General features: G+C 34.5%; 32 protein-coding genes and 2 pseudogenes. 20 read left to right on the top strand and 14 right to left on the bottom strand.

Annotation, left to right across the window (positions count from 1 at the left end; translation table 11 throughout):
* Position 1: 1 nt before the first annotated feature.
* From V8G69_RS08570 to radC, 6 genes are all read right to left on the bottom strand, one after another.
* Complete coding sequence (locus V8G69_RS08570; RefSeq protein ID WP_394881421.1) at positions 2-895, bottom strand: hypothetical protein; 894 nt, start codon at positions 893-895, stop codon at positions 2-4.
* Positions 885-2,297 carry a DUF5723 family protein gene (locus V8G69_RS08565; protein WP_394881420.1) on the bottom strand — a complete coding sequence of 471 codons (1,413 nt, stop codon included), beginning with the start codon at positions 2,295-2,297 and terminating at the stop codon, positions 885-887. Before V8G69_RS08565 ends, V8G69_RS08570 begins: the two co-directional genes overlap by 11 nt.
* A 2-nt stretch (positions 2,298-2,299) precedes the next feature.
* Positions 2,300-2,824 (bottom strand): hypothetical protein, encoded by a 525-nt coding sequence (locus V8G69_RS08560; RefSeq protein ID WP_394881419.1) that lies wholly within the window; start codon positions 2,822-2,824, stop codon positions 2,300-2,302.
* A gap of 73 nt (positions 2,825-2,897) precedes the next feature.
* On the bottom strand, positions 2,898-3,587 hold the full coding sequence (locus V8G69_RS08555) for a YjjG family noncanonical pyrimidine nucleotidase (RefSeq protein WP_394881418.1): 690 nt from the start codon (positions 3,585-3,587) through the stop codon (positions 2,898-2,900).
* Positions 3,588-3,600: 13 nt separating this feature from the next.
* Positions 3,601-4,914: a polysaccharide deacetylase family protein gene (locus V8G69_RS08550; RefSeq protein WP_394881417.1), complete on the bottom strand. Its 1,314-nt coding sequence runs from the start codon at positions 4,912-4,914 to the stop codon at positions 3,601-3,603.
* The gene (radC, locus tag V8G69_RS08545; protein ID WP_394881416.1) at positions 4,915-5,613 is read right to left on the bottom strand and encodes a DNA repair protein RadC; all 699 of its coding nucleotides are present in this window, start codon (positions 5,611-5,613) and stop codon (positions 4,915-4,917) included.
* Positions 5,614-5,675: 62 nt separating this feature from the next.
* On the opposite strand from radC, the gene V8G69_RS08540 reads away from it, so the two are divergent.
* Both V8G69_RS08540 and V8G69_RS08535 read left to right on the top strand, forming a co-directional pair.
* Complete coding sequence (locus tag V8G69_RS08540) at positions 5,676-6,272, top strand: FMN-binding negative transcriptional regulator (protein WP_394881415.1); 597 nt, start codon at positions 5,676-5,678, stop codon at positions 6,270-6,272.
* 54 nt (positions 6,273-6,326) lie between these two features.
* Positions 6,327-6,989, top strand: coding sequence for a peptidylprolyl isomerase (locus tag V8G69_RS08535; protein WP_394881414.1), 663 nt, complete (start codon positions 6,327-6,329; stop codon positions 6,987-6,989).
* 23 nt (positions 6,990-7,012) lie between these two features.
* Here V8G69_RS08535 and V8G69_RS08530 read toward each other — a convergent pair whose 3' ends face one another.
* The 4 genes from V8G69_RS08530 to V8G69_RS08515 all read right to left on the bottom strand — a co-directional run bounded on the left by V8G69_RS08530 (position 7,013) and on the right by V8G69_RS08515 (position 9,925).
* Positions 7,013-7,237, bottom strand: coding sequence for a VF530 family DNA-binding protein (locus V8G69_RS08530; protein WP_394881413.1), 225 nt, complete (start codon positions 7,235-7,237; stop codon positions 7,013-7,015).
* The gene (locus V8G69_RS08525) at positions 7,218-7,442 is read right to left on the bottom strand and encodes a DUF6500 family protein (RefSeq protein WP_394881412.1); all 225 of its coding nucleotides are present in this window, start codon (positions 7,440-7,442) and stop codon (positions 7,218-7,220) included. Before V8G69_RS08525 ends, V8G69_RS08530 begins: the two co-directional genes overlap by 20 nt.
* Before the next feature lie 5 nt (positions 7,443-7,447).
* Positions 7,448-8,710: a DEAD/DEAH box helicase gene (locus V8G69_RS08520; RefSeq protein ID WP_394881411.1), complete on the bottom strand. Its 1,263-nt coding sequence runs from the start codon at positions 8,708-8,710 to the stop codon at positions 7,448-7,450.
* Positions 8,711-8,959: 249 nt separating this feature from the next.
* Positions 8,960-9,925 (bottom strand): IS110 family transposase, encoded by a 966-nt coding sequence (locus V8G69_RS08515; protein ID WP_394881410.1) that lies wholly within the window; start codon positions 9,923-9,925, stop codon positions 8,960-8,962.
* Between the two features lie 449 nt (positions 9,926-10,374).
* On the opposite strand from V8G69_RS08515, the gene V8G69_RS08510 reads away from it, so the two are divergent.
* The 17 genes and pseudogenes from V8G69_RS08510 to V8G69_RS08430 all read left to right on the top strand — a co-directional run.
* On the top strand, positions 10,375-10,731 hold the full coding sequence (locus V8G69_RS08510; RefSeq protein WP_394881409.1) for a transposase: 357 nt from the start codon (positions 10,375-10,377) through the stop codon (positions 10,729-10,731).
* Between the two features lie 13 nt (positions 10,732-10,744).
* Positions 10,745-11,596, top strand: coding sequence for an IS3 family transposase (locus tag V8G69_RS08505; protein ID WP_394881546.1), 852 nt, complete (start codon positions 10,745-10,747; stop codon positions 11,594-11,596).
* Positions 11,597-11,798: 202 nt separating this feature from the next.
* On the top strand, positions 11,799-12,530 hold the full coding sequence (locus tag V8G69_RS08500) for a LytR/AlgR family response regulator transcription factor (protein ID WP_394881408.1): 732 nt from the start codon (positions 11,799-11,801) through the stop codon (positions 12,528-12,530).
* 7 nt (positions 12,531-12,537) lie between these two features.
* Complete coding sequence (locus V8G69_RS08495; protein WP_394881407.1) at positions 12,538-13,017, top strand: hypothetical protein; 480 nt, start codon at positions 12,538-12,540, stop codon at positions 13,015-13,017.
* Positions 13,007-13,414, top strand: coding sequence for a pyridoxamine 5'-phosphate oxidase family protein (locus tag V8G69_RS08490; RefSeq protein ID WP_394881406.1), 408 nt, complete (start codon positions 13,007-13,009; stop codon positions 13,412-13,414). Before V8G69_RS08495 ends, V8G69_RS08490 begins: the two co-directional genes overlap by 11 nt.
* Complete coding sequence (locus V8G69_RS08485) at positions 13,407-14,702, top strand: ATP-binding protein (RefSeq protein ID WP_394881405.1); 1,296 nt, start codon at positions 13,407-13,409, stop codon at positions 14,700-14,702. The genes V8G69_RS08490 and V8G69_RS08485 overlap by 8 nt, the downstream gene beginning before the upstream one ends.
* A gap of 115 nt (positions 14,703-14,817) precedes the next feature.
* Entirely contained in the window at positions 14,818-15,732 is a 915-nt protein-coding gene (locus V8G69_RS08480; RefSeq protein ID WP_394881404.1) for an NmrA/HSCARG family protein, read from the top strand.
* 6 nt (positions 15,733-15,738) lie between these two features.
* A complete protein-coding gene (locus V8G69_RS08475) occupies positions 15,739-16,380 on the top strand; it encodes a hemerythrin domain-containing protein (RefSeq protein ID WP_394881403.1) in 642 nt (213 codons plus the stop codon).
* A 302-nt stretch (positions 16,381-16,682) separates the two neighbouring features.
* Positions 16,683-17,099 (top strand): TolB family protein, encoded by a 417-nt coding sequence (locus V8G69_RS08470; RefSeq protein WP_394881402.1) that lies wholly within the window; start codon positions 16,683-16,685, stop codon positions 17,097-17,099.
* Between the two features lie 63 nt (positions 17,100-17,162).
* Complete coding sequence (locus V8G69_RS08465) at positions 17,163-17,411, top strand: TolB family protein (RefSeq protein ID WP_394881401.1); 249 nt, start codon at positions 17,163-17,165, stop codon at positions 17,409-17,411.
* A 239-nt stretch (positions 17,412-17,650) separates the two neighbouring features.
* Positions 17,651-18,172 carry a GNAT family N-acetyltransferase gene (locus V8G69_RS08460; protein ID WP_394881400.1) on the top strand — a complete coding sequence of 174 codons (522 nt, stop codon included), beginning with the start codon at positions 17,651-17,653 and terminating at the stop codon, positions 18,170-18,172.
* A 184-nt stretch (positions 18,173-18,356) separates the two neighbouring features.
* The gene (locus V8G69_RS08455) at positions 18,357-18,917 is read left to right on the top strand and encodes a hypothetical protein (protein WP_394881399.1); all 561 of its coding nucleotides are present in this window, start codon (positions 18,357-18,359) and stop codon (positions 18,915-18,917) included.
* A gap of 538 nt (positions 18,918-19,455) precedes the next feature.
* Positions 19,456-19,824: a DNA alkylation repair protein gene (locus V8G69_RS08450; protein ID WP_394881398.1), complete on the top strand. Its 369-nt coding sequence runs from the start codon at positions 19,456-19,458 to the stop codon at positions 19,822-19,824.
* Positions 19,776-20,167 (top strand): annotated as a pseudogene (locus V8G69_RS08445) (DNA alkylation repair protein). Before V8G69_RS08450 ends, V8G69_RS08445 begins: the two are co-directional and overlap by 49 nt.
* Before the next feature lie 173 nt (positions 20,168-20,340).
* A complete protein-coding gene (gene pulA / locus V8G69_RS08440; RefSeq protein ID WP_394881397.1) occupies positions 20,341-22,323 on the top strand; it encodes a type I pullulanase in 1,983 nt (660 codons plus the stop codon).
* A gap of 339 nt (positions 22,324-22,662) precedes the next feature.
* Entirely contained in the window at positions 22,663-22,986 is a 324-nt protein-coding gene (locus V8G69_RS08435) for an OsmC family protein (protein WP_394881396.1), read from the top strand.
* A 74-nt stretch (positions 22,987-23,060) separates the two neighbouring features.
* Positions 23,061-23,132: pseudogene (locus tag V8G69_RS08430) on the top strand (DUF2200 family protein); the annotation flags it as partial.
* A 286-nt stretch (positions 23,133-23,418) separates the two neighbouring features.
* Here the strand turns inward: V8G69_RS08430 and V8G69_RS08425 are convergent.
* A complete protein-coding gene (locus tag V8G69_RS08425; protein WP_394881395.1) occupies positions 23,419-24,099 on the bottom strand; it encodes a uracil-DNA glycosylase family protein in 681 nt (226 codons plus the stop codon).
* Between the two features lie 62 nt (positions 24,100-24,161).
* Between V8G69_RS08425 and V8G69_RS08420 the strand changes: the two genes are divergently transcribed.
* Entirely contained in the window at positions 24,162-24,296 is a 135-nt protein-coding gene (locus tag V8G69_RS08420) for a 30S ribosomal protein THX (RefSeq protein WP_394881394.1), read from the top strand.
* Here the strand turns inward: V8G69_RS08420 and yaaA are convergent, their stop codons facing one another.
* The 3 genes from yaaA to V8G69_RS08405 form a co-directional block, all read right to left on the bottom strand.
* On the bottom strand, positions 24,297-25,055 hold the full coding sequence (yaaA, locus tag V8G69_RS08415; RefSeq protein WP_394881393.1) for a peroxide stress protein YaaA: 759 nt from the start codon (positions 25,053-25,055) through the stop codon (positions 24,297-24,299).
* Between the two features lie 131 nt (positions 25,056-25,186).
* A complete protein-coding gene (locus V8G69_RS08410; RefSeq protein WP_394881392.1) occupies positions 25,187-26,230 on the bottom strand; it encodes an RluA family pseudouridine synthase in 1,044 nt (347 codons plus the stop codon).
* Between the two features lie 2 nt (positions 26,231-26,232).
* Positions 26,233-26,790: a PASTA domain-containing protein gene (locus tag V8G69_RS08405; protein ID WP_394881391.1), complete on the bottom strand. Its 558-nt coding sequence runs from the start codon at positions 26,788-26,790 to the stop codon at positions 26,233-26,235.
* Positions 26,791-26,814: the final 24 nt, after the last annotated feature.

Here is a 26,814-nt window from a genome sequence, read left to right as displayed (position 1 = left end):
TCTAGAACTTGATATTGAGTGTATTTTGTTTTAACACACCATTTTCATAATATTCTAGAATCCACTGTTCCCCTTTTTTATATAAAGTCGCATTCATGTTTTCAACTAAAAATACATTGTCTAAACCTGTCTTTTTAATTTTATATACAACTTTTGGGGTGCTGTCAACCAATTGAAACCCATTATCAATTTCTTGTGCATACAATACGCCTGACTTAGCCTCCATGCTTATGGTTTCTTTAGGGGTTTCCTTTACAACCTCAGCCTTTATAGCTTCAACTTTTACAGGATCTACTTGCTTTACAGCTTTAACTTCCATTGCAGGTTCAACTGGTGCAACCTCAACTATTTTTTCTTGTTTTAAACTTTCAATTTCTTCTTTAAGTTTTTGAATTTCCTGCGCGGTTTCGCTTTTCTCCTCCTCTGCTATTTGTGCATTTGCAGCCATATGGCTTTCGCTAGGGTCAAACTTATGGTTTAGTGCTTCAAACGATGTAAAAGCATCTCTTAACGCCAAATTATAGGCTTTTTCATATTCTTTTTCTCTGGTTTCTCCTACTCTGCTTGTAAAAACCGTTTTATCATAACAATCCTTTAACTCTGCAACTAATTTTGTTTTAAAAAGTCCAGACTCTTTAGTTACATTCGACTTTAATCCTAAACATCTGTTTCTAATTAAATCTTCCGGATAGTCTTCTCCTTCCATTACGGTTTCAAAACCATATTTTTCAAACAGGAACTTAGACAACGAATTGATTTTATATTGATCGTCTGTCTTTAAAAAATCATATTTTTTTGGAACAATAATATATTTGTAGGCATTAAGGTTTTCTTGTGAAAATGTGCTTAAAGTTGCCATTAATATTGCTAATACTGTAAAAATCTTAATCTTCATTTTTTTTAAATATATAGTTAAATCCTAATTGTAAAGATACACTTTGTGCATTATATATGTTTTGGTATTCTAAAAAATTATCGGCCATAATATAAAAATTCATATTTCCAACATTGGCAGAAAGCCCTAACCCAATATTGCTAAAGGAGTAGGAATCTATGGTGTACGTAGCTTTAGCTTGCAGTCCTTTAAAAATTTTTCTTAAAAAATAGGCCGTTAACGCCATTTGAGGTTGTTTGGGCCTATTTATGGCAAATACCTGTAAGCCAACTGCGTTTTGGTAACCATCCTCATCAGGCAAACAATTGCACTCTTTGTCTCTTCTTTTTCCAAAAGCATAATTTAATGATGCGTTCAGTTTTACGGGTCTCCAGGTTGTATATTTTGTATTGGTTGTATCAACATTAAACAAATCTTCAAACTCATTTTCTATCTCATCCCAGTACTCTTCGGCAGTTTGTCCTGAACCCGTTTCTGGAAATATAGGGTTTACACCTTCAAATACATAGTTGCCTTTTACACTGTAATTTTCAACATCTTTACTGTGCCTTATAAAACCAACGTCTTGCAAACTCCCATCAATCATCCACTGTTTATTGATCTGATAGGTAAACCCAACGTCAAAGCCCAAACCTAAACTTCCACCCAAAAATAGCCTTTTTTTTATATCGCTAACCACCTTATCTGAGCTTGCATTATCATCTGTTACTGCCAATAAACCCGAAGTTCTCACTTGCAAGTCTAAATTAAAGATATGGTCGTAAAAATTATTGGTTCCGTTAACCGTTACAAACGAGCCTCTATTTTTTGTTGAATTGAAATCCATGATGCCCGAATATATTTTTCCTCTAACACCCACCGTAAAGTTATCATTGACCTTTTTGTTATATCCCACATGCAATACAGAAATAAGTTCTCCCTTGGCACTAAAATCACTGGCATCAAAAACCCTGTTGATGTTGGATTGATTCCCTTCATAGGCTAAAATGGCGTAATCTTTTGGAAAGTACCCTATAAAATCCAGCTCTTGATACATACCAAAACTAATATACTGGTTTTTATTGTAACTAGAGCCAATTGCAAAGCCTCCCGAGAACAGTTCCAACTGCTCATTTAGAGTAAAAAAATCGTTTGCCTGCATGCTATAAATGGCTTTTTGCAGTTTTAAATTAAAATCCAAACCATCATTGGCAAACAAATCGTAAACAGTTACTCCCGAGGTTCCGGCATTGACATGGATGTGCGATAGTAACGGAATTCCAAAACACCAGTCGTTGGTTACTTTTCCTCCCGGATTTATCAATAATGACTGCGGAATTTCAGAAAACCCATAAAGTATCTGCTTGTTTTGAGACCAAGATAAAAAGGAGACTATCATAAAGAATAAACAGGCACTTTTCATAATCAACTATCGATGTTCAAATAAAAAGTTCCTTTAGACTTTAAAATAATTCTACCAGGAGTGCTTTCGTTTATTTGTTCGCCAGGCTGAATCGTTAATGTAAAAATAAGCTTCGTGGTGTTTTTTAGTGCCACTAGGGTGTTCCCTTCAAAAATCTCGACATGTTCGGTAACCACTTCACTGTTATTTGGTGACGCACTCGAGAAAAACGAAAAGGTATGTTGCAATTGGTTAAAATCATCAAACATATCAATCTGAACGGTAAAGGCCCTATTGATGGTGTTGGTGGTTTCAAGCATAAACTCAGCTTTAACCAAATAGTCTACAATAAATTCATCTTGAAAAAAATCAATATTAACTGAATCTTTAAGATTAACAACTTCTTGCCCTTCAACAAGGAACTTATTGGCAGGCACATTGATATATACCAAATCAGACTCAAAAACCGGAGTCAGCAGTATGTCATTGGCTTGATTAAAATCGACATCCTTGGTACAGGATATGGTTGTCAAAGCAAATGAAACCACTATTATAAGATATTTAAAAACGAATTTGAGCATAAATATATAAAAACGACAATATTGGGTACTTAGTATGGTTTTACAAATAGTTTTTTAACCCAATTAAATTATCAATCTGCTTGACACTGTTATCGGTACTTTCTGCTTTAACATTAAAAAAAATAACATCCATTCCAATATTTCTGGCCCCTAATATATCCGCTTCAAAATTATCGCCTACCATAATGCTTTTTTTAACATGGGTTTTTGCAATGTCGATGGCGAAATTGAAAATTTTAGGGTTTGGCTTTTTTACTCCAACCTGTTCTGAATTTGTTACCGTTTTAAAATAATGGTCAATTTTAGAATATGTTAGCTTTTTTTGCTGAACTTCTGCAAAACCATTCGTAATAATATGCAGATTGTATTTTACGCTTAAATACTCCAAAACATCAATGGTGTTATCAAAAAGATGATTAAATGTAGTAAGGTGCGTTATATAATCTTCAGACAACTTAAAGATCAATTCTTTATCAATTACCTGATTCACAGCTAAAAAGGCATCGTTTAATCTGCCAAACCGTAAAGATGCTTTATCAATTTTTTCTTCGCGGTACAGTTTCCAGTATTCTAAATTTATGGGTTCATAATAACTTAAAAACTGGGTTGTATCAACTTTTATGTTGTTAATATTGAATATTTTTTCGAAGGCCAGACCAGAATTTTTATCAAAATCCCAAAGTGTATGGTCTAAATCAAAAAATATATCGGTTATATTATCAATTTTCATCTGTTGGTTTTTATTATTCTACAGGTGGGATGTCATTAGTAGATTCTAAAATAATATTAAACAATTCCTTAAATCCTTTCCAGCGCTCCAATTCACTAAAGGTATAATTATGAAAAACAGGTACAAACACGCCGTCAACCTGTTTTATTTCGTTAATAATTTTCATTAAAGCTTTCTTTTTGTCTAAAAGAGAATGTGTTTTTAACAAGGTATAATCCAGTAAATTATACGACCATATTTTTAAAGGGGTTTGCACCTCGTAATCTAAATCATAAAACAAAAAAGGTGTGCAGCTTCCGGCTCTAAAACCTATTTGATTTACGTAACCCATGGTATAATCTTCCTTAATTTCAAGTTCTATAAGACTTCTGTAAGATTCTGGTAAATTAAGTTTTGAAAAAGACTGTCTTGAAGCTGATAACGACCTATTTATAATGGCCTCCATTTTTAGTTTTTCCTTTTTCAAAATGGCAGGGTCGTGAATTGCAAAATACGACGCTTTTAAACCAACTTTACAGTAATCTGCTACGCGTTTTATAAGCGATACAAATTTCTTTTTATTAGGGTTAATGCCTTTGTCGTAAGTAGAATAATCGCCTATTAAAAAAAAGAACAGGAATTTATATTTAGTTTGCTTTTGTTTGTTTACAATGTACTTAAAGGTATCGTACGGGTCGTGCTTAAAGCCTAAAATAACCATATATCTGTAATACAATCGTTTTAGTTTTAATTCACTTAAATCTTTTACAGTGCCCCCAAAAGTTCTCATAAAACCTTTTAATTTAAAATTATAGGCACTAGGCACATCTATAATTGGTTTTATACTGTAAGTTCTTTTTGGAAACACAAATTCAGGATATTGGCTTTGCAATTTGTCTCTAAACTTGTAAGCCCAGATATCTACAACTGGCTGATGTAAAAACCCATATTTGTACCCGATACTTTCCGTTGCCGAAAACCGTCCGTATTCATCATTTACATGGGGCAAATACTCTTCATATCTTGATAACAAATAAAACGAAGCGGCAAAAATATCAAAAGGAATCGCACTCTTCTCTCCAATATAAAAAAAGCATTTGGTATTTTCCCAGTCATGCACATTAATCTCTATATCCGACAGACCTTGTTCATACAGTATATCGTTACTTTTCACAAAAAACTCGTTACCCAGTTGCTGTTTGGTGTACGACATTTTTAAACTATCATGCGCTATAAACTCTTCAATAGTAGTAGTAAAAGAAACCTCAATACCTAAAACCCTGGTGCAGATATGTTTAAATACATATCGCAATCGTGGTGCAATTTTATGTGTATAAACTAAAAGCATTTACAATAGGTTTTCATCGGCAAAACTAAGGTATGCCTTTTCTGTTACAATCAAATGGTCCAATACTTTTATATCTAAACTTTCTGAAGCCAGTTTTAGTTTATTGGTAAGTTGTTTATCTGCCTCGCTGGGTTTTAGAGTTCCCGACGGATGGTTATGTGCCAAAATAATACCTGTTGCACCTACTTCCAAAGCATTTTTTAAAACCAGTCTAACATCAACCAACGTACCGGTAATACCGCCTTTACTTAACTGGCTTTTTTGAATCACTTTATTGGAATTGTTCAAATAAATAATCCAGAATTCCTCATGCTGCAATTCGCCAATTATAGGCTGCATCAACTCAAAAACCGATTGGCTCGAAGTAATTTTCTTTTTTTCTAAAGCCTCTTCGCCTCTACGCCGTCTTCCTAACTCTAAGGCGGCAGCTATGGTTATGGCCTTTGCTTCACCTATGCCTTTAAAATCCATAAGTTGCTTGATGGATAGTTTACCCAACGCGCTTAAGTTATTATCAACACTTGCCAGAATGCGCTTGCACAAATCAACGGCACTCTCCTCTCTATTGCCAGAACCTATTAAAATAGCAACCAGCTCTGCATCACTTAAGGCAGCTTTACCTTTATAAAGTAATTTCTCTCGTGGCTGGTCATCCTGCGACCAATTTTTAATGGAAAACGAGGTAGGTTTTTCTTGCATCTGATAAAGATAAATATTGTAATTTTATAAATCAACAATCATTAATTTAAATTAGTAACAACTTGAGTTATCCTCCAAAACATCATCAGGACAGCAACATCCATCATATGATAGAGGTGATAAAAACCTATCCGTTAGCTACCCTCATTTCTGTAAAAAACAACGAACCGTTTATTACACACTTACCCTTAATTTACAGAGAAGCCGATGGTAAACTTATCGGGCATATCGACAAATTTAATCCGCATGCCAGTTTGTTGCAGGATAATAACGAGATAGCCCTTATTTTTTCAGGCCCACAATGTTACATTTCGCCAAGCATTTATACCACCACCCAGTTACCAACCTGGAACTATATAAAAGTGCACATAAAAGGAACGGTAAAAGCCATAAACGATGCCGAAGCCATTAAAGAAAGCATGATAACAATGACCGAGTTTTTAGAACAACCCGAGCACAGGTATGTGTTAGAACCCAACAACCCACGTATGGAAGGTGCCTTATCGTATGTGAACGGTTTTGAAATAACCATTACCCATTGGGAAGGTAAATTTAAGCTCTCGCAAGACAAAAAACCACAGGATATAGCCAACGCCAAAGCAGAACTCATCAGGGCGAATCAGGAAAACATTGCCACTTTTTTAAACAAGGTGTTTTAGTGCGGAAACAAAATGTATTAACCAGCGTATCATTTTAAATAACAACAGTTACCTATGAAATTTTACAACAACAGACCATTTATTTATAAAACATTAATGATAGTGCTTGCTTTTCAAATATTTTCATGCCATACAGCGTTTCATGAAAAGTGGACCAAAGAAAAAGCCCCTGAATATTTTAAGGCTACATTTGAAACCACAAAAGGAAATTTTGAAATTGAAGCCAAAAGAACCTGGTCTCCATACGCAGTCGATCGTCTTTACCAATTAATCCATAAAGGTTTTTATACCAATATTGCCATTTTTAGGGTAATCCCAGATTTTGTTGCGCAATTTGGTATTCATAACGACAGTATAAAAACGAATGCCTGGAACAAATTTAAAGTACCAGATGAACCGGTAATTGAAAGCAATTTAAAAGCTACCATAGCATTTGCAAGAAGTACGCCCGGAACCAGAACCAATCAAATTTTTATAAACTTAAAAGATAATATACGCTTAGACACCCTTAACTATTCAAAAGTTAAAGGGTTTCCTGTAGTTGCCAAAGTAATAAAAGGAATGGACATTGTAGAAACATTTTATAATGGTTATGAAGACGAATTGGATAATAAGCAAGATTCCATTCATGATTTAGGAAATAAGTATCTAAAGAAAAACTACCCTAAATTAGATTATATTATTAAAGCTTATATCACCGATAAAAAGAAAAACTAGAAGCGCTTGCCTAAAAAATTATATTAAAACTTCTTTTTAAGCATTTTTAAATACATGGTTTCCACTTTGGCACGTGCCCAAGGTGTTTTGCGCAAAAATGTTAAGCTGGATTTTACCGAAGGATTATCGGTAAAACATTTAATTTTAATGGTATACCCCATATACTCCCAACCGTAATGCGCCACTAAATCATTCAAGATTTTTTCTAAAGTAATGCCGTGTAGCGGATTATTGGGTTGTGTTTCCATGTATTAAACGTTTAATTTTTACAGCTTTCTCAAAGTGGTCTAACTTATGGGTCATAATCCACCACTGTGCCGCTTCCATTAACAACTCCGGATTTTCATTTTTATTTTTAAAAAAGGCATAAAAAGAAATACCAACCTGATCTCCTTTTTCGGCAATCTTTTTATCGCATACTTCCAGAATTTTATCTCTTAAAATCTTTTGCATGGGTGTTAATTTCGTCTGCTTTTATTATTGCGTCGTCTTGAACTGTCTCCACCGGCATTTTTGGGAGCTGCATTATTTCTACTCCTGTTGCCGCCTGTTCGTTGTTGTCTTTTTTCTGGCTCGGTTGATGCATTGGGGTCGGGTTCAAAACCCTCGATGATTTCTACCGGAAAGCGCATCCCTACCAGTTTTTCAATATCTCTTAAAAAGGTAGTTTCATCAGCACTTACTAACGATAAAGCTTCACCTCTGGCTCCTGCTCTGCCCGTTCTGCCTATTCTGTGAATATAATCTTCAGGAATATTAGGCAATTCAAAATTAATAACATGGGGCAATAACGGAATATCCAGTCCGCGGGCAGCAATATCGGTAGCTACCAATACCCTTACATCACCATGTTTAAAACCACTTAACGCTTTGGTTCTGGCTCCCTGACTTTTGTTGCCATGTATAGCCGCCGCCGTAATGCCTGCCTGCACCATTTTTTCACACAGTTTATTGGCACCATGCTTGGTACGTGTAAACACCAACACCTGTTTCCAGTTTCCTTCAGCTATTAACTTAATAATCAAGCCAGTTTTTAAACCTTTGGCAACCCTGAATACTTTTTGTGAAATAGCCTCAACCGTGGTATTTTCGGGAGTAGCTTCCACCTGTACCGGATGGTTTAAAATACCCTGCGCCAGTTTTTTAATATCGTGTGAAAAGGTAGCCGAAAACATCAGGTTCTGTCGTTTGGCGGGCATCATTTTCATAATGCGTTCTATATCGCGTAAAAAGCCCATATCTAGCATGCGGTCGGCTTCATCAAGTACTAAAATTTCAATTTTAGAAAGCGATAATACACCTTGGCTGTGCAAATCAATCAAACGTCCGGGTGTAGCCACCAGCACATCCACGCCTTGGCGTAAATGAGCTACCTGCGAGTTTTGGTTAACGCCACCAAAAATAACCGCCGAACGTAAATCGAGAAACACACTGTATTCCTTCACGTTTTCATATACTTGGGCTGCCAGCTCTCGTGTGGGTGTTAATACCAAGGCTCTTACAGGGCGTTGCCTTAAGGTTTGTCCTTGCGATAATAATTGTAGTAATGGCAAGGTAAACCCTGCTGTTTTACCTGTACCTGTTTGTGCCGAAGCCAAAATATCTTTTCCTTCTAAAATGGGCGGAATGGCTTTTATTTGTATAGGGCTTGGGGTAGTATATCCTTTTTTGCTAATAGCTTTTAGCAAGGCTTCAGATAAGCCTAATTGGTTGAATGACATATAAAGTATTTGGTAAATGACCATCTAACTGTTAGTGTCATTTTTTTATTAGCTGCAAAGGTACGGCTAATTTGTTTAGTTTGTTAGAAACTTGTTTTTTCATGCCAGTGCCGGTTACAAATGGCCATGTGTTTAAAACCAAAATCGTTTTAAAATAAAAAAATACGCAGTAGTGCGTATTTTTTTATTGGCGGCTTTTTAATATCTATGTGGTTGTTTAACAAGAACTGAGCTAAAAAACAAACCTTTTTAGACTAATTTTGAAACAAAGTTTTCATTGTATGGCATTCCTGATCTTGCAATAGCGAACGCCTGTTTCAATAATTTATTTGCAACAGCTATTAATGCCAGTTTTTTACTTTTTCCTTTGTTTACAATTCGCTCATATATTTCTCTGCATGCCTTATTATGTTTACAAGCTGAAAACGCACATAAAAACAATAGGTTCCTGAGTTTTTTGTTTCCCACTTTACTTATCCTGCTCCTGCCCCTGACGCTGCTTCCTGATTCCCTTATTGTCGGCGTAATGCCAACATAACTGCATAATTGCGATGCCGTTTCAAACTTCTTGAAACAGTTGGTTACTACTATTAAAAATAAGGCTGTCTTCATCCCCATGCCCGGGATGCTTTTCAGTAGCGTCAATTGATGTTGCTGGTCTTGCTTTACCAGTTCCAGCAATCGCGCCTCTATTCCACTTATCTCTTTGTCCAAGTGTTTTAAATCCCGTTTCAAAGATTGATGGACATACTTTGATGGAATCCCCAAGACTTCCTCGCCATGCTTCTTGTTCTTGGTCTGGGTGCGCTTCTTCAAATAATTGTCCAGTAACCGGAACAACTGTAAACATTCCGCTTGCACATCTGTCAATGCCGTGTATAGAGGAACCTCATTCATTTGTCCATACTCACAAATCGCTTTGGCATCACTCTTATCGGTCTTTACCTTAGCTAACTTCATCTGGATAAACCGTTTTACCGATAATGGATTTACCACCGATACTTGCACCCTTTTTTTATGTAAAAAATGTGCAAACAGATAGTGATAATACCCTGTGGCTTCCATCACAACTAAAGCATCTTTAGTTATCTCTTTTAAGAATGATTTAAAGCCTTGTGCATCATTCTTAAAACTTTGATGTCCGTTTTGATAGCTATAAACATCAAACACATCCTTACTGATGTCTATTCCAAAAATTTCTGTATTTTTATTCATAAGAATTGAATTTTGAAAGGACAATCTACTTTGGTTTCAACAACTTGAAATCGAGATCTAGGTCTCACAGAACTGAACGAAATTTAAGTAGAAAAGAGAGGGGATTAGCAATGTTGCCGAAGTTGTAAGCTTCACCGTGTAAAATAACCTTAATCCTCTCTTTTGTTCTTTCTGATTTATTTATCTAATTTAACAAAAGACAAACTTAAGCCGTATAAAAATAATGCTTAGTTTAGTGCTTAATCAAAGGTTAGTGCAGTTTTGCCAGCTTCTGATTTTCCTTCGGAAAATCCTCGCATACAAAACCGCACTATTCTTATACGTATTCCAAGGTAAAATCCTAATAAATTATTGATTATTTTTAAGCTACAAATTTTTGGAGCTCTACATATGGACGTTGTAAGCAATATTGACCCGTCCTGAAATAAGGCTACATAATTTTAAACATTATGTATAGAAATGACAAAGTAATCAGACGGTATTCAGAACCTTTCAAACTGAAAATTTTAGATGAAATTACAACGGGTAAATTAAACAAAAACCAATTAGGTAAACTCTATGGTATTGCTCCAACCACCATTAATGAATGGATCAGGAAGTACAACCGTAAAGACCTCATGAACACCAGAGTAAAAGTGGAAACAAAAGACGAAATAACTCGAATTAAAGAACTGCAAAAAGAGATTGAACAGCTTAAAAAACTACTCTTAAAAAAGGATCTGGATGCCTTGGTATTGGATTCGTATCTAGAAGTAGCTGCAGAAGATCTGGGCTATAAATCTGTGGCCGAACTAAAAAAAAGCTAAGTATAAAGCCTTAATCAAAGCCAAAGAAAAAGCTAAGGGATTTGCTTCTTTAACCACTATAACCCATTGTTTTGGACATAAGCGCAATGCTTACTATAAGTATAAAAATAGAGCTGATAAGCGTTTAAAACTAGAACAACAGATTATTGAGATTGTGAAGAAAAGACGCAAATCCCTACCTAGAGAAGGCGTACGTAAACTTGTTAAATCCTTAGATGATGAGTTTACTAAAGCCAACCTTAAAGTTGGTAGAGACACCTTATTTAAGGTCCCTAGAAAACATCAAATGCTTACACTTAGAAAGAAATACAGTTCCAGAACAACCAACTCCCTGCATCGTTTTTATAAGTATAACAACATTATAAAAGACATGGAAGTGACTAGACCTAACCAAGTTTGGGTATCTGATATTACGTATATCAGAACCGTAAAAGGATTTTGTTACCTGGCCTTGATAACAGACATGTATTCAAGAAAAATTGTGGGTTATGACCTTAGTGATAGTCTGGAACTAAACGGATGTGTGAGAGCTCTTAAAAAGGCTTTGTATAAAGCTAAAAACACAAAAGGACTCATACACCATTCCGATAGAGGTATTCAATATTGTAGCAATGTATATACACAAATCCTGAAAAGAAACAAGATAGATATCAGTATGACAGAAGAAAACCATTGTTACGAAAATGCCCTAGCAGAAAGGGTTAACGGGATTCTTAAAGATGAATTTTATCTCGCCCAAACATTTACAAATATAGCTCACGCGAAAAGAGCTACAAAAAATGCAATTAATTTATGCAACGAAATAAGATTACACTTATCTTTAGATTTCAAAACACCGAATATGGTATATAAATTAACAGCGTAAATCAATTTTTAACCTGTAGCCATATTTCAGGACGTGACACAAATATCAATCACTCGAAAAGGCTACAAAAAATGCAATTAATTTGTACAACGAAATAAGATTACATTTATCTTTAGATTTTAAAACACCGAATATGGTATACAAATTAACAGCGTAAATTCAATTTTAACCTGTAGCCATATTTCAGGACGTGACATTACCTGTGAAAAGTAAAATTAAAATATTAGCTATTGAAGATGAGCCTTTACACGAGGAAAGACTCGTCATGATTTTAGAAGAACTCAATCATGAACTCATTGATGTACTGGACTCTCCTAAAGGAGTTATGACGATCATTAATGCTACTAAGCCTGATCTGATATTAATGGACATTGACTTGGGAAGCGATATAAACGGTATTGAGCTCACAAAAAAGATCAATCAAGAACATAATATCCCTACTATATTTTTAACCTCTCATGAAGACGATGAGACGTTCCAGAAAGCCAAAGAAACAAAGCCACATGCCTACCTGATTAAACCCTATAAAAAAGAAGAACTACAACGTAGCATCGAACTTTCGATTCTTCTTGAGCAAGGTAAGGGTGATAAAAACACTATATCAACTCAAGTCAAAAATCATATTTTCATAAGATCAGAAAATCGGCTTGTTAAAGTTGATTGGAAAGAAATCACTTTTGTATCTGCCTATGACAAGTATTGTTACATTCATATCAAAAATCAAAAAATAATGGTAAAGGAGCGATTAAAAAATATTTATGCATTGCTTCCTCAAAACACCTTTATTCAAGTACACCGGTCTTTTGTAATCAATATAGATGCTATAACTTCATTTAATAATGATATGAGTGAATTATATATCGGAGAAGAAAAAATAAAAGTGGGAAGATTATACAAGCAACAATTAATTTCTGAAATTAACACAATAGGTTAACTGCGTTATGATAACAAAACGAATTACAGAAATAGCCCAAACCCCAGGATTTCCTATTTGGATTTCAATAGCTGGTTTCAATGCCACCTGCGAGCTTGTGCGAGCTACAGCATTTACTGTTGAATCCGATTGCCAACACATTAAAGTATACATTCCTAAATGTATGAAAAATCAAATACAGGATGTACTGCTTGAAGGAGCTTCTATCAGTTTTCTTTTAGCTTCTTTAAAAGATTTTGAGTCTTATCAGATTAAAGGTGTCATTACCAATTTGGATACGTGTGATACTAACAAGCTGGAAAAACAAATAGAACTTCTCGAAGACACTATTGAACAAACCAATGCACTAGGGCTACATGGTGAGAAAATATTTGGTTATCTTTCAGAGGGGCCGTTTACCGCTATTCAAATGAGTTGTAAAGAGATTTTTGAGCAAACGCCAAAACCAGGTACCGGAACTAAAGTTGAAGCAACCGATGAAAAATAAAATCACTCTAGAAATGTTACCTGCATTTCAGGGAGTCATCCCTGCTACCATTGCTACCCTTTCTCAAGAAGGAACCCCTAATGTCACCTACATTTCACAAGTGTTTTACATTGATGAATCACACCTTGCAATATCTAATCAATTTTTTAACAAAACATGGAAGAACATTCAAGCGAACCCAAAGTTTGCCATTGCACTGACTTGTCCAGAAACATCAATATTGTGGAAATTGGAATTAGAATTCATCGATGAACAAAAGGAAGGTGAGGTATTTGACGAAATGGATATGATGATTGAAGCCATCAATAGTATGTTCAGGAATCAAACTCCTTTCAAATTACAATCCGCTTTGATTTGCCGCATTCTTCAAATCAAAAATATACATCCAAATGAATGAACAAGTTGAAATAATACAAAGCCAACTTGATGAGGAAAAGCGCAAGTATGAACTACTGCAAAAGGTGTCTTTTGAGTTAACGAAACTTTCCCCACTTACAGACCGTCTGAACAATATTCTAGAGTTTTTAGATGATAGCTTCAATCTAAACCATACAATATTACTGATCCCTTCAAAAGAGAATACCGTTCTAAAGGTTCTTGCTTCACGCGGCTTTCAAAATGATGGAATAGGGGCTGAAATACCTTTTGACTTTGGTATTGTAGGTGCCGTAGCGACTAAAAAGAAAAAAATGAGGTTATCAAGACTATCTCAACACAAAAAATATGTGGAAGCAGGCACTACAAATGATACGACTAACAACCTTTCTGATAATCTTCCAAAACTTGAAAAATCTGAAAGCTTAGTAGCACTCCCGTTAGTAGTCAACAATGAATTGGTAGCCGTCCTATCCTGTGAAAGCGAGAACGTCCTTTTCTTCTCCCAAAAAGAAGAAGACCTACTAATGACTTTATCACAGACTATTGCTTTATCCATTCAAAATGCAATGGTCTACGAACAACTTGAGGATCGCGTAAAGAGAAGGACACAAGAATTGCAGCTAATAAACGAAACGAAAGACCACTTATTTTCTGTTATCGCTCATGACTTAAGAAGTCCATTAAGTGCCTTAGAAGGTGTTTCTGAATTATTTGAATTCTATGCCAAGAAAGAGAGATACGATAAAATGCTTGAAGTTAGTAATAGGGTTGTTCGTACTACTCAAAATATATCTCAGCTTTTGGACAACTTACTGCATTGGTCATTATCGCAAAAAAAAGGCATTCAAAACACCCCTACTACTTTCAGTATTAATTCATTGTTAGCGGAAGTAGAAACTATTTTTGCTGAGCTACTTGAAAACAAACAACTCTCACTCTCTATTAAAGTAGATAAAACAACTAGTGTACATGCAGACTACAACATGACCTTTAGTATCTTCCGTAATCTCTTAAGCAATGCCATCAAGTTCACTTCTAAAGGAGGAGAAATTAACATAAGCTCAATGCCATCTGATAATGAAACTTGTATTTGCGTAAGAGACTCTGGAGTTGGCATAGAACAAGCTATTCTAGATAAACTTTTTACTCTTAATTCAAACACCAGACGATTGGGAACGGATCGCGAAAAAGGTTCTGGCCTTGGTTTAGTATTAGTAAAAGAATTTGTCAAAGAAAATAATGGGCATATTCGAGTAGAAACATCTGAAAAAGGAAGTGCTTTTTATGTCTGTTTGCCAAAAGTGTAATTTTTCACTCTCCATTGGAGGTCATTCATTCCTTAAGTTTTGTCGTTCATTCCTTTTTTTAAATTCTTAAAAGCATATCATAGACTTTTGAATTGTATAAAACAAATCAATAGTTATGAAAACAATACTTATTACAGGTGCAACAGGAGCTCAAGGAGGTAGCGTTGCACAACACTTACTCCAAAACAACAATCAATTTAAGGTAAAATGTTTAACAAGAAACTCTCAGTCAGATGAGGCTAAACAACTTGCTGACTTAGGAGCTGAAATTGTTCAAGGAGATTTATCAGACAAGGCGTCATTAGTTAATGCCTTAAATGGTTGCCAGCTTGTTTTTGGTGTCACCAACTTCTGGGAACATTTCGACAAAGAGCTTCAACAAGGAAAAAATCTTATTGATGCCGTAGCAGAATCGGGTATAGAACACTTTGTGCTAAGTACTTTACCAAGTTCTGAAAAACTATCAGAAGGTGCTTTAACCGTTCCTCATTTTGAAACAAAAGCATTGATGGAGGAATACTGCAAAACAAAAACAGGCTTACCATATACCTTTCTACATCCTGCTTTTTACTTTGAAAATTTCCTTTCGTTCTTCCCCCCTCAATCAACTGGTAATGGCTCCTTTGGCTTTGGGTTCCCACAAGGAGACACTCCACTCGCAGGTATTGCTATCGAAGATTTAGGCGGTATTGTAAAGGCAATCTTCAATCAACCAGAAGTTTATATTGGAAAAACCATTGGAGCCGTTTCAGAAGATATGCCTTGTGACGACTATGCTTTTCAAATGTCTGAAATACTAGGAATCAAGATCGTCTATAATGATATCCCAAGAGATGTATTTAGCTCATTTGGATTCCCAGGAGCAGAAGACTTGGCTAATATGTTCACCTTAAACAAACTTTATATCCCTAATCGACAAAAAGAAAAAACTGAAAGTCACCAACTATATTCACAACTAAAAAGCTTTTCACAATGGCTAAAAGAAAACAAGTCAAAATTTAATTCAATCATTCTAGAACCATCAAACTAAGAAATCATGGAAAGAGTAAATATTTATGGATTCCCTCATAAAGGAATAAGAAATGGCCTATCACAGTTACTAGTATTAGCAGGGAAAACTGATTACACCAGTGTCAATGCCGTAAATCAATTAAACGAACTATCTCTTGAGATAATAAAAATTTTGACCCTACATTCACATTCTGAAGATAGTGTGGTATTACCAGCTATTGAAGCAAAAGTCCCAGAAAGTGTTCAAGAAAATATGGAAGAACATGAAGCATTGGAAAAAGAAGTCGAAGACATCGCTAAACAGATCAAGATTATCCAATCTAATCCGAATCAAACAGCTGGAGTTGTATATTTTAATACTATTAATGGATTTATTTCTCGATACCTCTTACACATGGAAATGGAAGAAAAAGAAATCAATGCTATTATCTGGAAAGCGTTCTCGGATGAAGAAATTATGGCATGGCACGGACAAGTCATGTCTACCTTGACACCGGACCAAATCATGTTATGGTTCAAGTACATCGTTCCTGCACTAAACCCAATGGAGCAATCAATCCTACTTGGAGAATTTAAGTCCAGTGCACCCAATGAGTTTTATCAATGTGTAATGAATATGCTAAAGGGGCATTTATCGAAAAAAGATTACGATAGCTTAGCAGCTTAACTTTTTATCATTCAATAAGGAGTGGATACTTACCTCCACTCCTTTTTCTCTCTATCACTTGAAAACCTATTGGTATTTATCAACTATAACAACAAACATATAAGTAATTTAAACAAAAAATTAATAAGGTTAAATTGAAATGCAAAATAATCGCCTGTTTTTGTAAGTGGATATTTATTATATTCGTAGGTATATATAATATTGTTGAAGCACATTAAGCTAAAGCTGACTAAAGTTGCTATACAGCTTCGCTGTTCTCACCTCTTTGGAAATGTGATTCAACGACCTACTAAACCATGCAAATGAGATCTTTACTAATACTAATAATCATACTTCTTTCGCAAGAGATTGTTCATGCTCAGAGAACACCAAGTGAAATTGCAGTTTTCAATCTTGAGACCAATGAATTGATTAGGCTTACCTTTAATGAATTTGCAGATGAAGAACCAGAATGGTCGCCAGACGGCAGTTTAATAATCTTTGATTCAGATAGAGCTGGTTCCAACGATTTGTATCAAATGAAACCTGACGGAACCGATATTACTAGGCTTACTTATGATAGTGCCAAAGAGGATCATGGAGCTTGGTCAAGAGACGGGTCAAAACTATTATTCCAATATGATGCTGGCTCAAATACAGATGTCTGGTTAATGGATAAAGATGGAAAAAACAGAATAAGTCTAACAGAAAACTCTGCTAGAGATGGTTGGGCGGATTGATCGCCTGACACTTCAAAGGTGGTTTTTTCTTCAAGTAGAACTGGAAATCGAGAGATTTATCTTATGAATTCAGATGGATCAAATGTTATACAACTTACATTTTCTAACACCTACAATACAGATCCTACATTTTCGCCTGACAGAAGTTGGATAGCATTTAATTCAGAAAGAGATGGCAATAGTGAAATTTATTTAATGAAACCTGACGGGACAAGACAAATGAGACTAACTCAAAACACATATTATGATGAGCGCCCAGACTGGTCACCAGATGGATTAAATATATTATTCTCAAGAAGGTTTGAGCAATAAATGTCTTTATGGATACTAAACCTAGAATCCTTAGAAGAATATAGAGTAACACCGCAAGATATTAGAGTTGGTCGAGCACATTGGTCGCCAAAGGGTAAGCTGATTGTAACCCAATATTATCTTGACTAACACATACAACATTGAATAAGCGGCATTAAAACAAACCACTTATACTTGACCGTTAGCAGTCATTGTAAAACGACAGTGAAGCAGAACATAGAATTACAAAATTTAAGCAAATGATAGAGACGTATAGACTGATTTTAAAACCATTGACATATAACCAATTAGTAAAATACACCAAATGCGACAACTCTTTGGAAAAAGAACTGAACTTGAGTGAAACCTCAAGAAAAATATCACCTGAACTAAAAGAAGCATTAGAACAAACAATTATACCAAACGTAGCAGACAAAACAAAAAACTATTTGTATTCGACTCTTTGGACAGCAATTTTAAAAGCAGAGAACAAAATGATTGGAGACTTATGTATAGTTGGTGAACCAAATGCAGACGGAGAAATAGAAATTGGTTACGGAACATATGACGACTTTCAAGGAAAGGGATTTATGACAGAAATCGTAGGTGGAATAATTGAATGGACAAAAGCACAACAAATCGTAAAAGCAATAATTGCTTCGACAGACAAAGCAAATATTGCCTCTTTCAAAGTACTTAAAAAAAATAATTTTACTAAAATTGGTGAAACAGAAACGTCACTTAATTGGAAATTGGAAATAAAGAAAGAAACTGTTGATTGACAAGAAAAATAACGAGCCGCAAACAAAGTGTTTATGCCAGCCGCGGGTGACAAATAAAATTGAAATTTAGTTTTCTTAATTTAGTTTCGGTCTGTGATACAGGAAGCAGCTCCGAAAACCGCAGCCGTCATTAACGCGGGGCGTTATGTGCAAGCTGAAAAAAATGTCCGGAAAAGAACAAACAATGAAATCACTTATCGCTTTTACAATATTCTTGTCTTCTCTAACAATAATGGGACAAGAGTTCCATACCGAATTTAAGTATGATGATTCTCATAATAAAGGTATTACAATTCAGAATAGTTATCCAAAAGGTGGACTAAAGTATACATCGCCAAATGGCAAAGAATATGTATATATAGTGTTTTGGACTTCCATAACAAATGAAAGAGATTCTGACTTGGAATTATCAATTGATTTCCCGAATGAATCATTTATAGTTCCTTCTTCGCCTAACATGAAATTCAATTTGTATTTACCAAGTGAAGAAATGACCCTTGAAAAAGGACCCTTATTTAATTACGGTTTAGATTTAAAATCATTTTTAGACGCAAACATTGAAAAACCGTCCGAATTAGTAAAAACCATTAGCCCAAATGAATCGTATCTTTTTTATGTTATTGCTCTTTCCAATCAAGGAGTTGATGGCGTGATACGAGCAGGATTTGAATTACAAAAACAAAATCTGATTTATAAAATTAATAACCACGAAATTAATAGTGGAGAAATTAAAACAAAAAAATAGAGAAAAAGCCTTCGCATAACACAGTATAAAATTAATTGCTTGTTTCTAGACTATTAGGAAAATCCTTGCAGATCATCTATTTGGTTTGTCTTAGCTAAATTAGGTGCTTAAACACGCAACTATTCTTATACATAAACGATGAGAACATATTGACTCCGTCGAATCTTTAGACTTCGCCAAAGGCGAATTTTAATCTGTACTGCTTCGCATACCCTGCATCTTAAAGTAAATGCGTTCTCATCTCAGGTTAAACCATATTATTCCTAGCCTTTAATCATTTAATATTGCCTTCGACAGGCTTCGAGCCAAAACGTGATCCATTGGCGGTTAAAAGTAATTTGGCTCTGCTTCTTGAATTCCCAATCTAATAAATTCGACAATCAACGTTCTAGTATGGCGGGACTGATTGAAAACCTGCAATTTGGGATACACAAACCAATATTTGAGCTTTCCCTAAATTATTGTTAACGAATTTATTATCTTTTCATTCGCAAAGCAGAACTGCGTTTAGCAGGTCGTTGTAAGCAAGCTGAAAAAAATGACTGCAAAAAATTACATAAACCGATTGTCTGAATTCAAATCTGAAAAGGAACTTGACAAAGTAGATAAGTACTTCAAAGGTAATGACGGAAAGACAAAACCTTTCGGAGTAAAATTTGGAGATATCTTCAAAACAGCAAAAGAATTTATCGAAATGCCTTTATCTGAAATCAATAAACTTTTGGACAATGAGTATTACGAAATCCGAATGGGAGCTGTAAGCATAATGGATTATCAAGCGAAATCTAAAAAAACGTCTGAAACTCGGAAAAAGGAACTTTTTGAGCTTTATTTAACCCGACACGACAGGCTGAACAATTGGGATTTTGTAGACCGAGGAGCATATATATTATTGGAGAATATTTAATAGACAGACCAAAGAACATTCTTTACGAATTAGCTAAATCAGAAAATCCTTGGGAACGGAGAACAGCAATCGTTTCAACCTATGCCTATATAAAAAAATCACAAGTTGACGAAACTTTTAAAATTACCGAAATTTTAGTTAACGATGAGCACGAACTTATTAACAAGGCTGTTGGAAGTTGGATAAGAGAAGCAGGAGGAAAAATGAGGATAAACTAAAAATGTTTTTGGACAAACACGCTGAAACTATGCCAAGAGTAACATTACGCTATGCAGTTGAGAAATTTGACAAACCAATTAAAGAACATTATCTGAATTTAAAAAATAAAAAAGCCAGCAGGTAGCACAGTATAAAATTAATTGCTTGTTTCTAGACTATTAGGAAAATCCATGCAGATCTTCTATTCAGTTTTTATTTGCTAAATTAGTAGCTAAACCAAGCAACTAATCTTTCACAAACAAGATATGTGTAATTAATTTTAATAGCCAGACATTTTTAATTTATAAAAAAAGTATCATGAAAATTTATAAAATAATTAGTTTCTTATTTGTAACTATTTCATTAACCTCATGTAAGGATATCAAACCCGAATACAAAATATTTGAAGATTATCCTGTTACTAATGAATCCCTTTGGTTGGATTACAGTAAAGAGGCTAGTGTTTTTAAAATATGGTCTCCAACTGCTAATGCTGTACAGTTACATTTTTATGAAAAGGGATTTGGAGGTGAACCCACAGCAACCCATCAAATGGAAAGTGATAAAAATGGCGTGTGGAAATTAAAATTAGATGAAGATTTGTTGGGTACTTATTATACTTATCAAGTAAAAATAGGAGATAGTTTATTACCAGAAACACCTGGCATTTATGCCCAAGCTGTAGGATTGAATGGTAAAAGAGCAATGGTTGTAGATTTAAAAAAAACTAACCCAAAAGACTGGGAAACAGATACAGGACCACAAATTTCTTCTCCTAATGAAGCCATAATTTATGAAGCACATGTAAGAGACTTGAGCATTCAACCAGAATCTGGCATTCAAATAAAAGGCAAGTATTTAGGTTTGGCGGAAAAAGGAACAAAAAGTCCAGATAGCATTTCTACAGGACTTGACCATATTAAAGAAATGGGAGTAACTCATGTTCACTTATTGCCTACATGTGATTTCTATTCAATTGATGAAAGCAAATTAGACACTCCACAATACAATTGGGGCTATGATCCTTTTAATTATAATGTGCCTGAAGGTTCATATGCAACTGACTCAAGTAAGGGTGAAGTAAGAATAAAAGAGTTTAAAGAAATGGTTAAAGCATTTCATGACTATAAAATTGGAGTGGTGCTTGATGTTGTCTTTAATCACACCTTCACCTATGAAAATTCAAACTTTAATTTAGAAGTTCCAGGTTATTACTACCGTCACAATCAAGATGGAACACCATCCAATGCCTCTGGGTGTGGAAATGAAACGGCATCTGAAAGGGAAATGATGCGCAAGTATATTGTTGAAACAGTTTCTCATTGGGCTAAAGAATATCATGTTGATGGTTTTCGGTTTGATTTGATGGCTATTTTGGATGTGGAGACAATGAATGAAATTTCAACAGCAGTAAAAAAAATAAATCCAAATATTATTATTTATGGTGAAGGTTGGTCTCCTAGTGACTCTCCTTTTACTTTGAAGAAAAGAGCTTTTAAATTCAACATCAATCAAATGCCTGATGTTTCTGCCTTTTCTGATGAAATACGTGATGGCCTTAAAGGTTCAGTATTTGACGAAAAAGGATTAGGGTTTGTAAATGGAGGCGGTAACACAGAAGAATCTGTTAAAATGGGAATTGTAGGTTGTATAGAACATCCACAAGTAGATAATAGTAAGGTAAACGCTTCCAAAGAATTTTGGACAACTAATCCGTGGCAGTCTATAGTCTATGCGAGCTGTCATGATAATCACACGCTTTACGACAAACTCAAAATCTCAAGACCAGATGCAACTGAAGATGAACTAATCGCTATGGATAAATTAACGAATGCTGTTGTTTTAACTTCCCAAGGTATATCGTTTATTCATGCAGGTTCAGAATTTTTACGAACCAAGCAAGGGGTTGAAAATAGTTATAATTCTCCAGACAGTATTAACCAAATTGATTGGAAATTAAAAGCAAAAAACTCAAAAACAGTAGCTTATTACAAAAACTTGATACAATTAAGAAAAGCGCATCCGGCATTTAGAATGAAAACTGGTGAGGACGTAAGGAAAAATCTGGAATTCAAAATAACAGAAAACGGACTTATAAGTTACCAGATTAGTAATCATGCAAATGGGGATGATTGGAAAAACATTTATGTAATCTACAATGCTAGACCTGAAGTTGTAAATTACAAGCTAGATGGCAAATGGACAATGGCTGTTATTGGAGATCATTTTGACACTTCTCAAACAGTTGAAGGTAATGTTAAGGTTCCTCCTATATCTATGTTAATTGCTTTTCAGGAGTAAAAAAAAAGCAACAAACAATAAGTAATTGTTTGTTCTCTCATACTTTTAAAATTATTTACAAACTCTGAAGAATATTTAAAAATAGCCGAATTGAGAAAGAAATCTGCTTCAACCAAAACGGTTATTGTTAAAGAATACATGAAAAATTAAATGAATATTAATTAATCAATGAATAGATAATGAATTCAGAAGAACTAAAAAAAATTCAGGAATACACCCGATGCTGCAATAATAACATTAAAAGCTCAAGGCAACATTGGAGAAGGAATTTCTTGTAATGTTGAAACTGGCAGAATTTTAGCGGAGGCTGGGCTTCATCCAGCTACAGGTGGAAACGGCATGCAGGTCTGTTCGGGAGACATGCTTCTTCAGGCATTAGTTGCTTGTGCCGGTGTAACTCTTAGTGCGGTCGCTACTGCTATTGGCGTTAACATAAAAGATTCAATCGTTGAAGCTGAAGGAGATTTGGATTTTAGAGGGACTTTAGGAGTTTCAAAAGAAGCACCTGTTGGGTTTAAAGCAATTCGTCTTTCATTCATTTTGGATAGTGATGCAACTGCAGACCAAATACAAACCCTAGCAAAATTAACCGAAAGATACTGTGTTGTTTATCAAACACTTGTAAAAGGTGTTCAAATAGAAACAGAATTCAATAAACAGTAATGAAGAAGAAGTCATCATCTAATAAAACTTGGTGGTAATTTTAAACTTCCACAAAGCAAGGCAAATATGAAAGAAGATATGTGGACAAATTGATTGATGAATTGGCTAAAGGAAAAACAATGGAAAAGATTTTGAGAAAAGGATAAAACATATCAAAACATAAAAAAATGAAGTTGCCTTGGTTCAAACGAATTGGAATATTTTTCCTACCAATAACTTTTATTGGATGGACAATTTTGATAGCAGGAATTGCTTATTCAGTTTATGTTTTTTTAGACACAGACAGCAGGTCTCATTCAGTTAGCGACACATTGAGAAATTATGTATTCAATCTTTTCATCATCGGCACTTCATATTATTTAATTGCATTCCTAACAAGCAGAAAGAAATGATTTGGCACAGAAATACAACTAAAATATATTATACAACCTCTTAAAAAAATTCACTGTACTGCATAACCCTAAAATCGAAAGTATTGAAATTGGGGTTTTTGCTTTTTAAATGTTTGTATAAAGGAATTTTACTAATTGAAATATTGGCTGCTCCAGAACCTGAAGTTAACGACACTGTTTTAATGATTCTTGATGGGATTTCTTTAGATTTATCTTGCTTTGGAAGGACAAATTGGTGAATACGCGGAATTTCATTTGAAACCAATTCAAGTTTTAAATCATAGTCTTTTAAATGCTTTCTGAAAAAATATTCTGGGCCATTTTTACTGTTTCCTCCTGTAAATAACAGCGTGTCAATTTTTGGGCATTGTTTTAAATAACCAATTAAATCTCTCAATTTAATGTTTTGCATACCTAAATCTGACGCATCCATTTTTTCTCGCTCACAAGAATCCACAATATCACAAACACCAATTTTATGGTATATTAAAAATTCTTTACGTTGATTAATTGCTTCTTGTGAATTGTCAAAACGCAGTTTTAAATCATGAATTTTATCAATGTAAAGCCATAAAGAGTTATAGTAACTCCCATAACAAAAATCCACATCTTTTTCTAAAAGTTCACCTGTTGAAAAACGTGGCGGTGGCAACGTACCGACAATCAACTTTGTGGTGTCATTTTTTATAAAAGGTTTATAAGGATGTTGATGTTTAAACATGTTTTACTTGTAATTTCCTTGAATTTTTTGTATTTTACTGATTATCAAAAATACATTAAATTATGGGTAAAGGAGATAAAAAAACAAAACGCGGAAAAATAAACAGAGGTACTTTTGGTGCCAGAAGACCACGAGTTAAAAAACGAAATTCAATTGAAAATAAAATTGATATTGATAGTAAAGTGAAAGTAAAATAATTACCTGATAAACACCAACGTGTTGTTTTTTGACATAGGTTCACTAAAACCATAACCTTCATAATTAAACCCTTTTATATCATCAAGGTTTTTGGCGTTAGTATCCAAAATATAGCGTGTCATTAAACCTCTGGCAAGTTTTGCAAAAATGCCAATGGTCTTATATTCACCTTTATTAAGATCCTTAAAATCCATATGAATTACAGGCACTTTAAGTTTTTTGGTATCAACAACCTTAAAATATTCACTGCTCGCAAGGTTTAAAAACAGTTCATTATCATCAAGTTCATTATTTAAAGTTTTAGTAACCGTATTGCTCCAAAACTGATAAAGGTTTTTGTTTTTTCCTACCGGAAACTTGGTTCCCATTTCTAATCGATAGGGTTGAATTAAATCCATAGGTTTTAAAATTCCATATAACCCGGAAAGGATTCGAACCGTATTTTGAAGATTTTCAAATTTATCTTCAGTAATGGTATAAGCATCTAAACCTCTATACACATCTCCATTAAATGCATAAATAGCCTGACGTGCATTATCAGACGTGAAAGGCAAATGCCAGTCTTGATTACGTTCATAATTTAAATGTCCCAAAGCATCAGAAATACTCATGAGTTTTGACAAGCTTTTTGCAGATTTCTTTTTTAGAAGCTTATTAATTCGCTCTGACTCTTTCAAAAACAAAGCTTCAGATGATTGCATTGTTGGAAGTTTAGTTTCAAAATCTAGTGATTTTGCTGGAGATATAACAAGTTTCATAAAGTAATCTGTTTGTATTTTAATTCAAATTTACGACTACTGCATTACATTGAAAAATGTCTGCAACAATTATTTGCAATAGTGAAATAAACTGAATTGATGATTATGATAATTCCTTTAAAAACGAATTACTACTCTATTTCCTGATGCTTAATATAGGTACGCCATTTTTCAATACACTGTTGCATATCATCAGGAATCTCTGTATTGAATTGCATGAACTCACCTGTCTTTGGATGAGTAAATCCTAATGTTTTAGCATGTAAGGCTTGTCTTGGTAATACTTTAAAACAATTTTCAACAAACTGCTTGTATTTAGTAAATGTGGTGCCCTTTAGTATTTTTTCACCACCATAACGTTCATCATTAAACAATGTATGGCCAATGTATTTCATGTGAACTCTAATCTGGTGTGTTCTGCCAGTTTCTAACTTACACGACACCAAGGTAACATAGCCTAAACGTTCTAAAACTTTATAGTGTGTAATGGCGGGTTTTCCTTTATAAGCTTCATCACCAAAAAACACTGTGTTTTGCAATCGGTTTTTAGGATGTCTGCCTATGTTGCCTTCAATAGTACCTTCTTCCTCTTCAATATTTCCCCAAACGATGGCAACATATTCACGCTCGCTGGTTTTTTCGGCAAACTGCAAAGACAAATGCGCCATGGCCTGTTCGGTTTTAGCAATGACCAAAAGTCCGCTGGTATCTTTATCAATTCTGTGAACCAAACCTGGTCTATCACTGGAATTGTTTGGTAAATTATCAAATCTATAAATAAGCGCATTGATTAAAGTACCTGAATAATTACCATGCCCAGGATGCACAACCATTCCGGCAGGTTTATTAATCACCAATAACGTGTCGTCTTCATAAACCACATCTAAAGGAATGTTTTCGCCTACCAACAAATTCTCATATGGTGGATGTGCAAACAATACTCGAATAACATCAAAAGGCTTTACCTTGTAATTAGATTTTACAGCTATTCCGTTTACAAAAATGCTTCCATTTTTAGCACCCTCTTGAATCTTATTACGCGTAGCGTTTTCAATGCGATTCATTAAATATTTATCAATGCGAAGTGGCGATTGCCCTTTATCTACCGTAAAATAATGATGTTCATAGAGTTCATCATTCTCATCTTCTGGCAAATTTTCAATATAGTTTTCCATGTTTAATTTGGTCTGTTACCATTACCAAGTACCAAATCAATTTTCGAAGTTTTTGGTAACATCTCACCCGGCTTAATCTCTTTCCCTTTAAATGTCATTTTCAACACCATATCTTTACCTATATTATCTACATAAGTAACTTTCCCTACTGAAAAACCAATGGCTTCCAAGGTTGGTTTTGCTTGCCTAAAAGTGCGTTCTTTTAAATCTGGCACTGCCATTTTTCTATATCCTGATGGATTAAGCGTAATATAAATTTTTCTGTCTTTTTTAACTTTTTCTCCCGCTTTTGGGTCTTGCTCTATCACTGAAAATTTAGGGTATTTCGGATTGTAATTAGCAGAATCCTGTATTTTAATCACTAAATTATTTTGCTCTAACTCAATTTGAGCTACACTTATTGATTTTCCCGTAAGATTAGGAACTGTTTCAAATTCACCATGATTGGTTGATATGTTTAACCATTTTAAAAGGATAAAACTTAAAACCACTAAAGCTACAACTGCTAGTATAATTTGTTTTAAAAATGTTTTGCTTGAAAGAAATTTAATAAGGCTCATGAATAGTCAATAGTTTTAACAAAA

Origin of the sequence: Gaetbulibacter sp. M235, assembly GCF_043876835.1 — a bacterium.
Lineage (GTDB): Bacteria > Bacteroidota > Bacteroidia > Flavobacteriales > Flavobacteriaceae > Yeosuana.
Note: the sequence above shows the minus strand (reverse complement) of the source record. Positions and strands in the feature narration are given on the sequence as shown.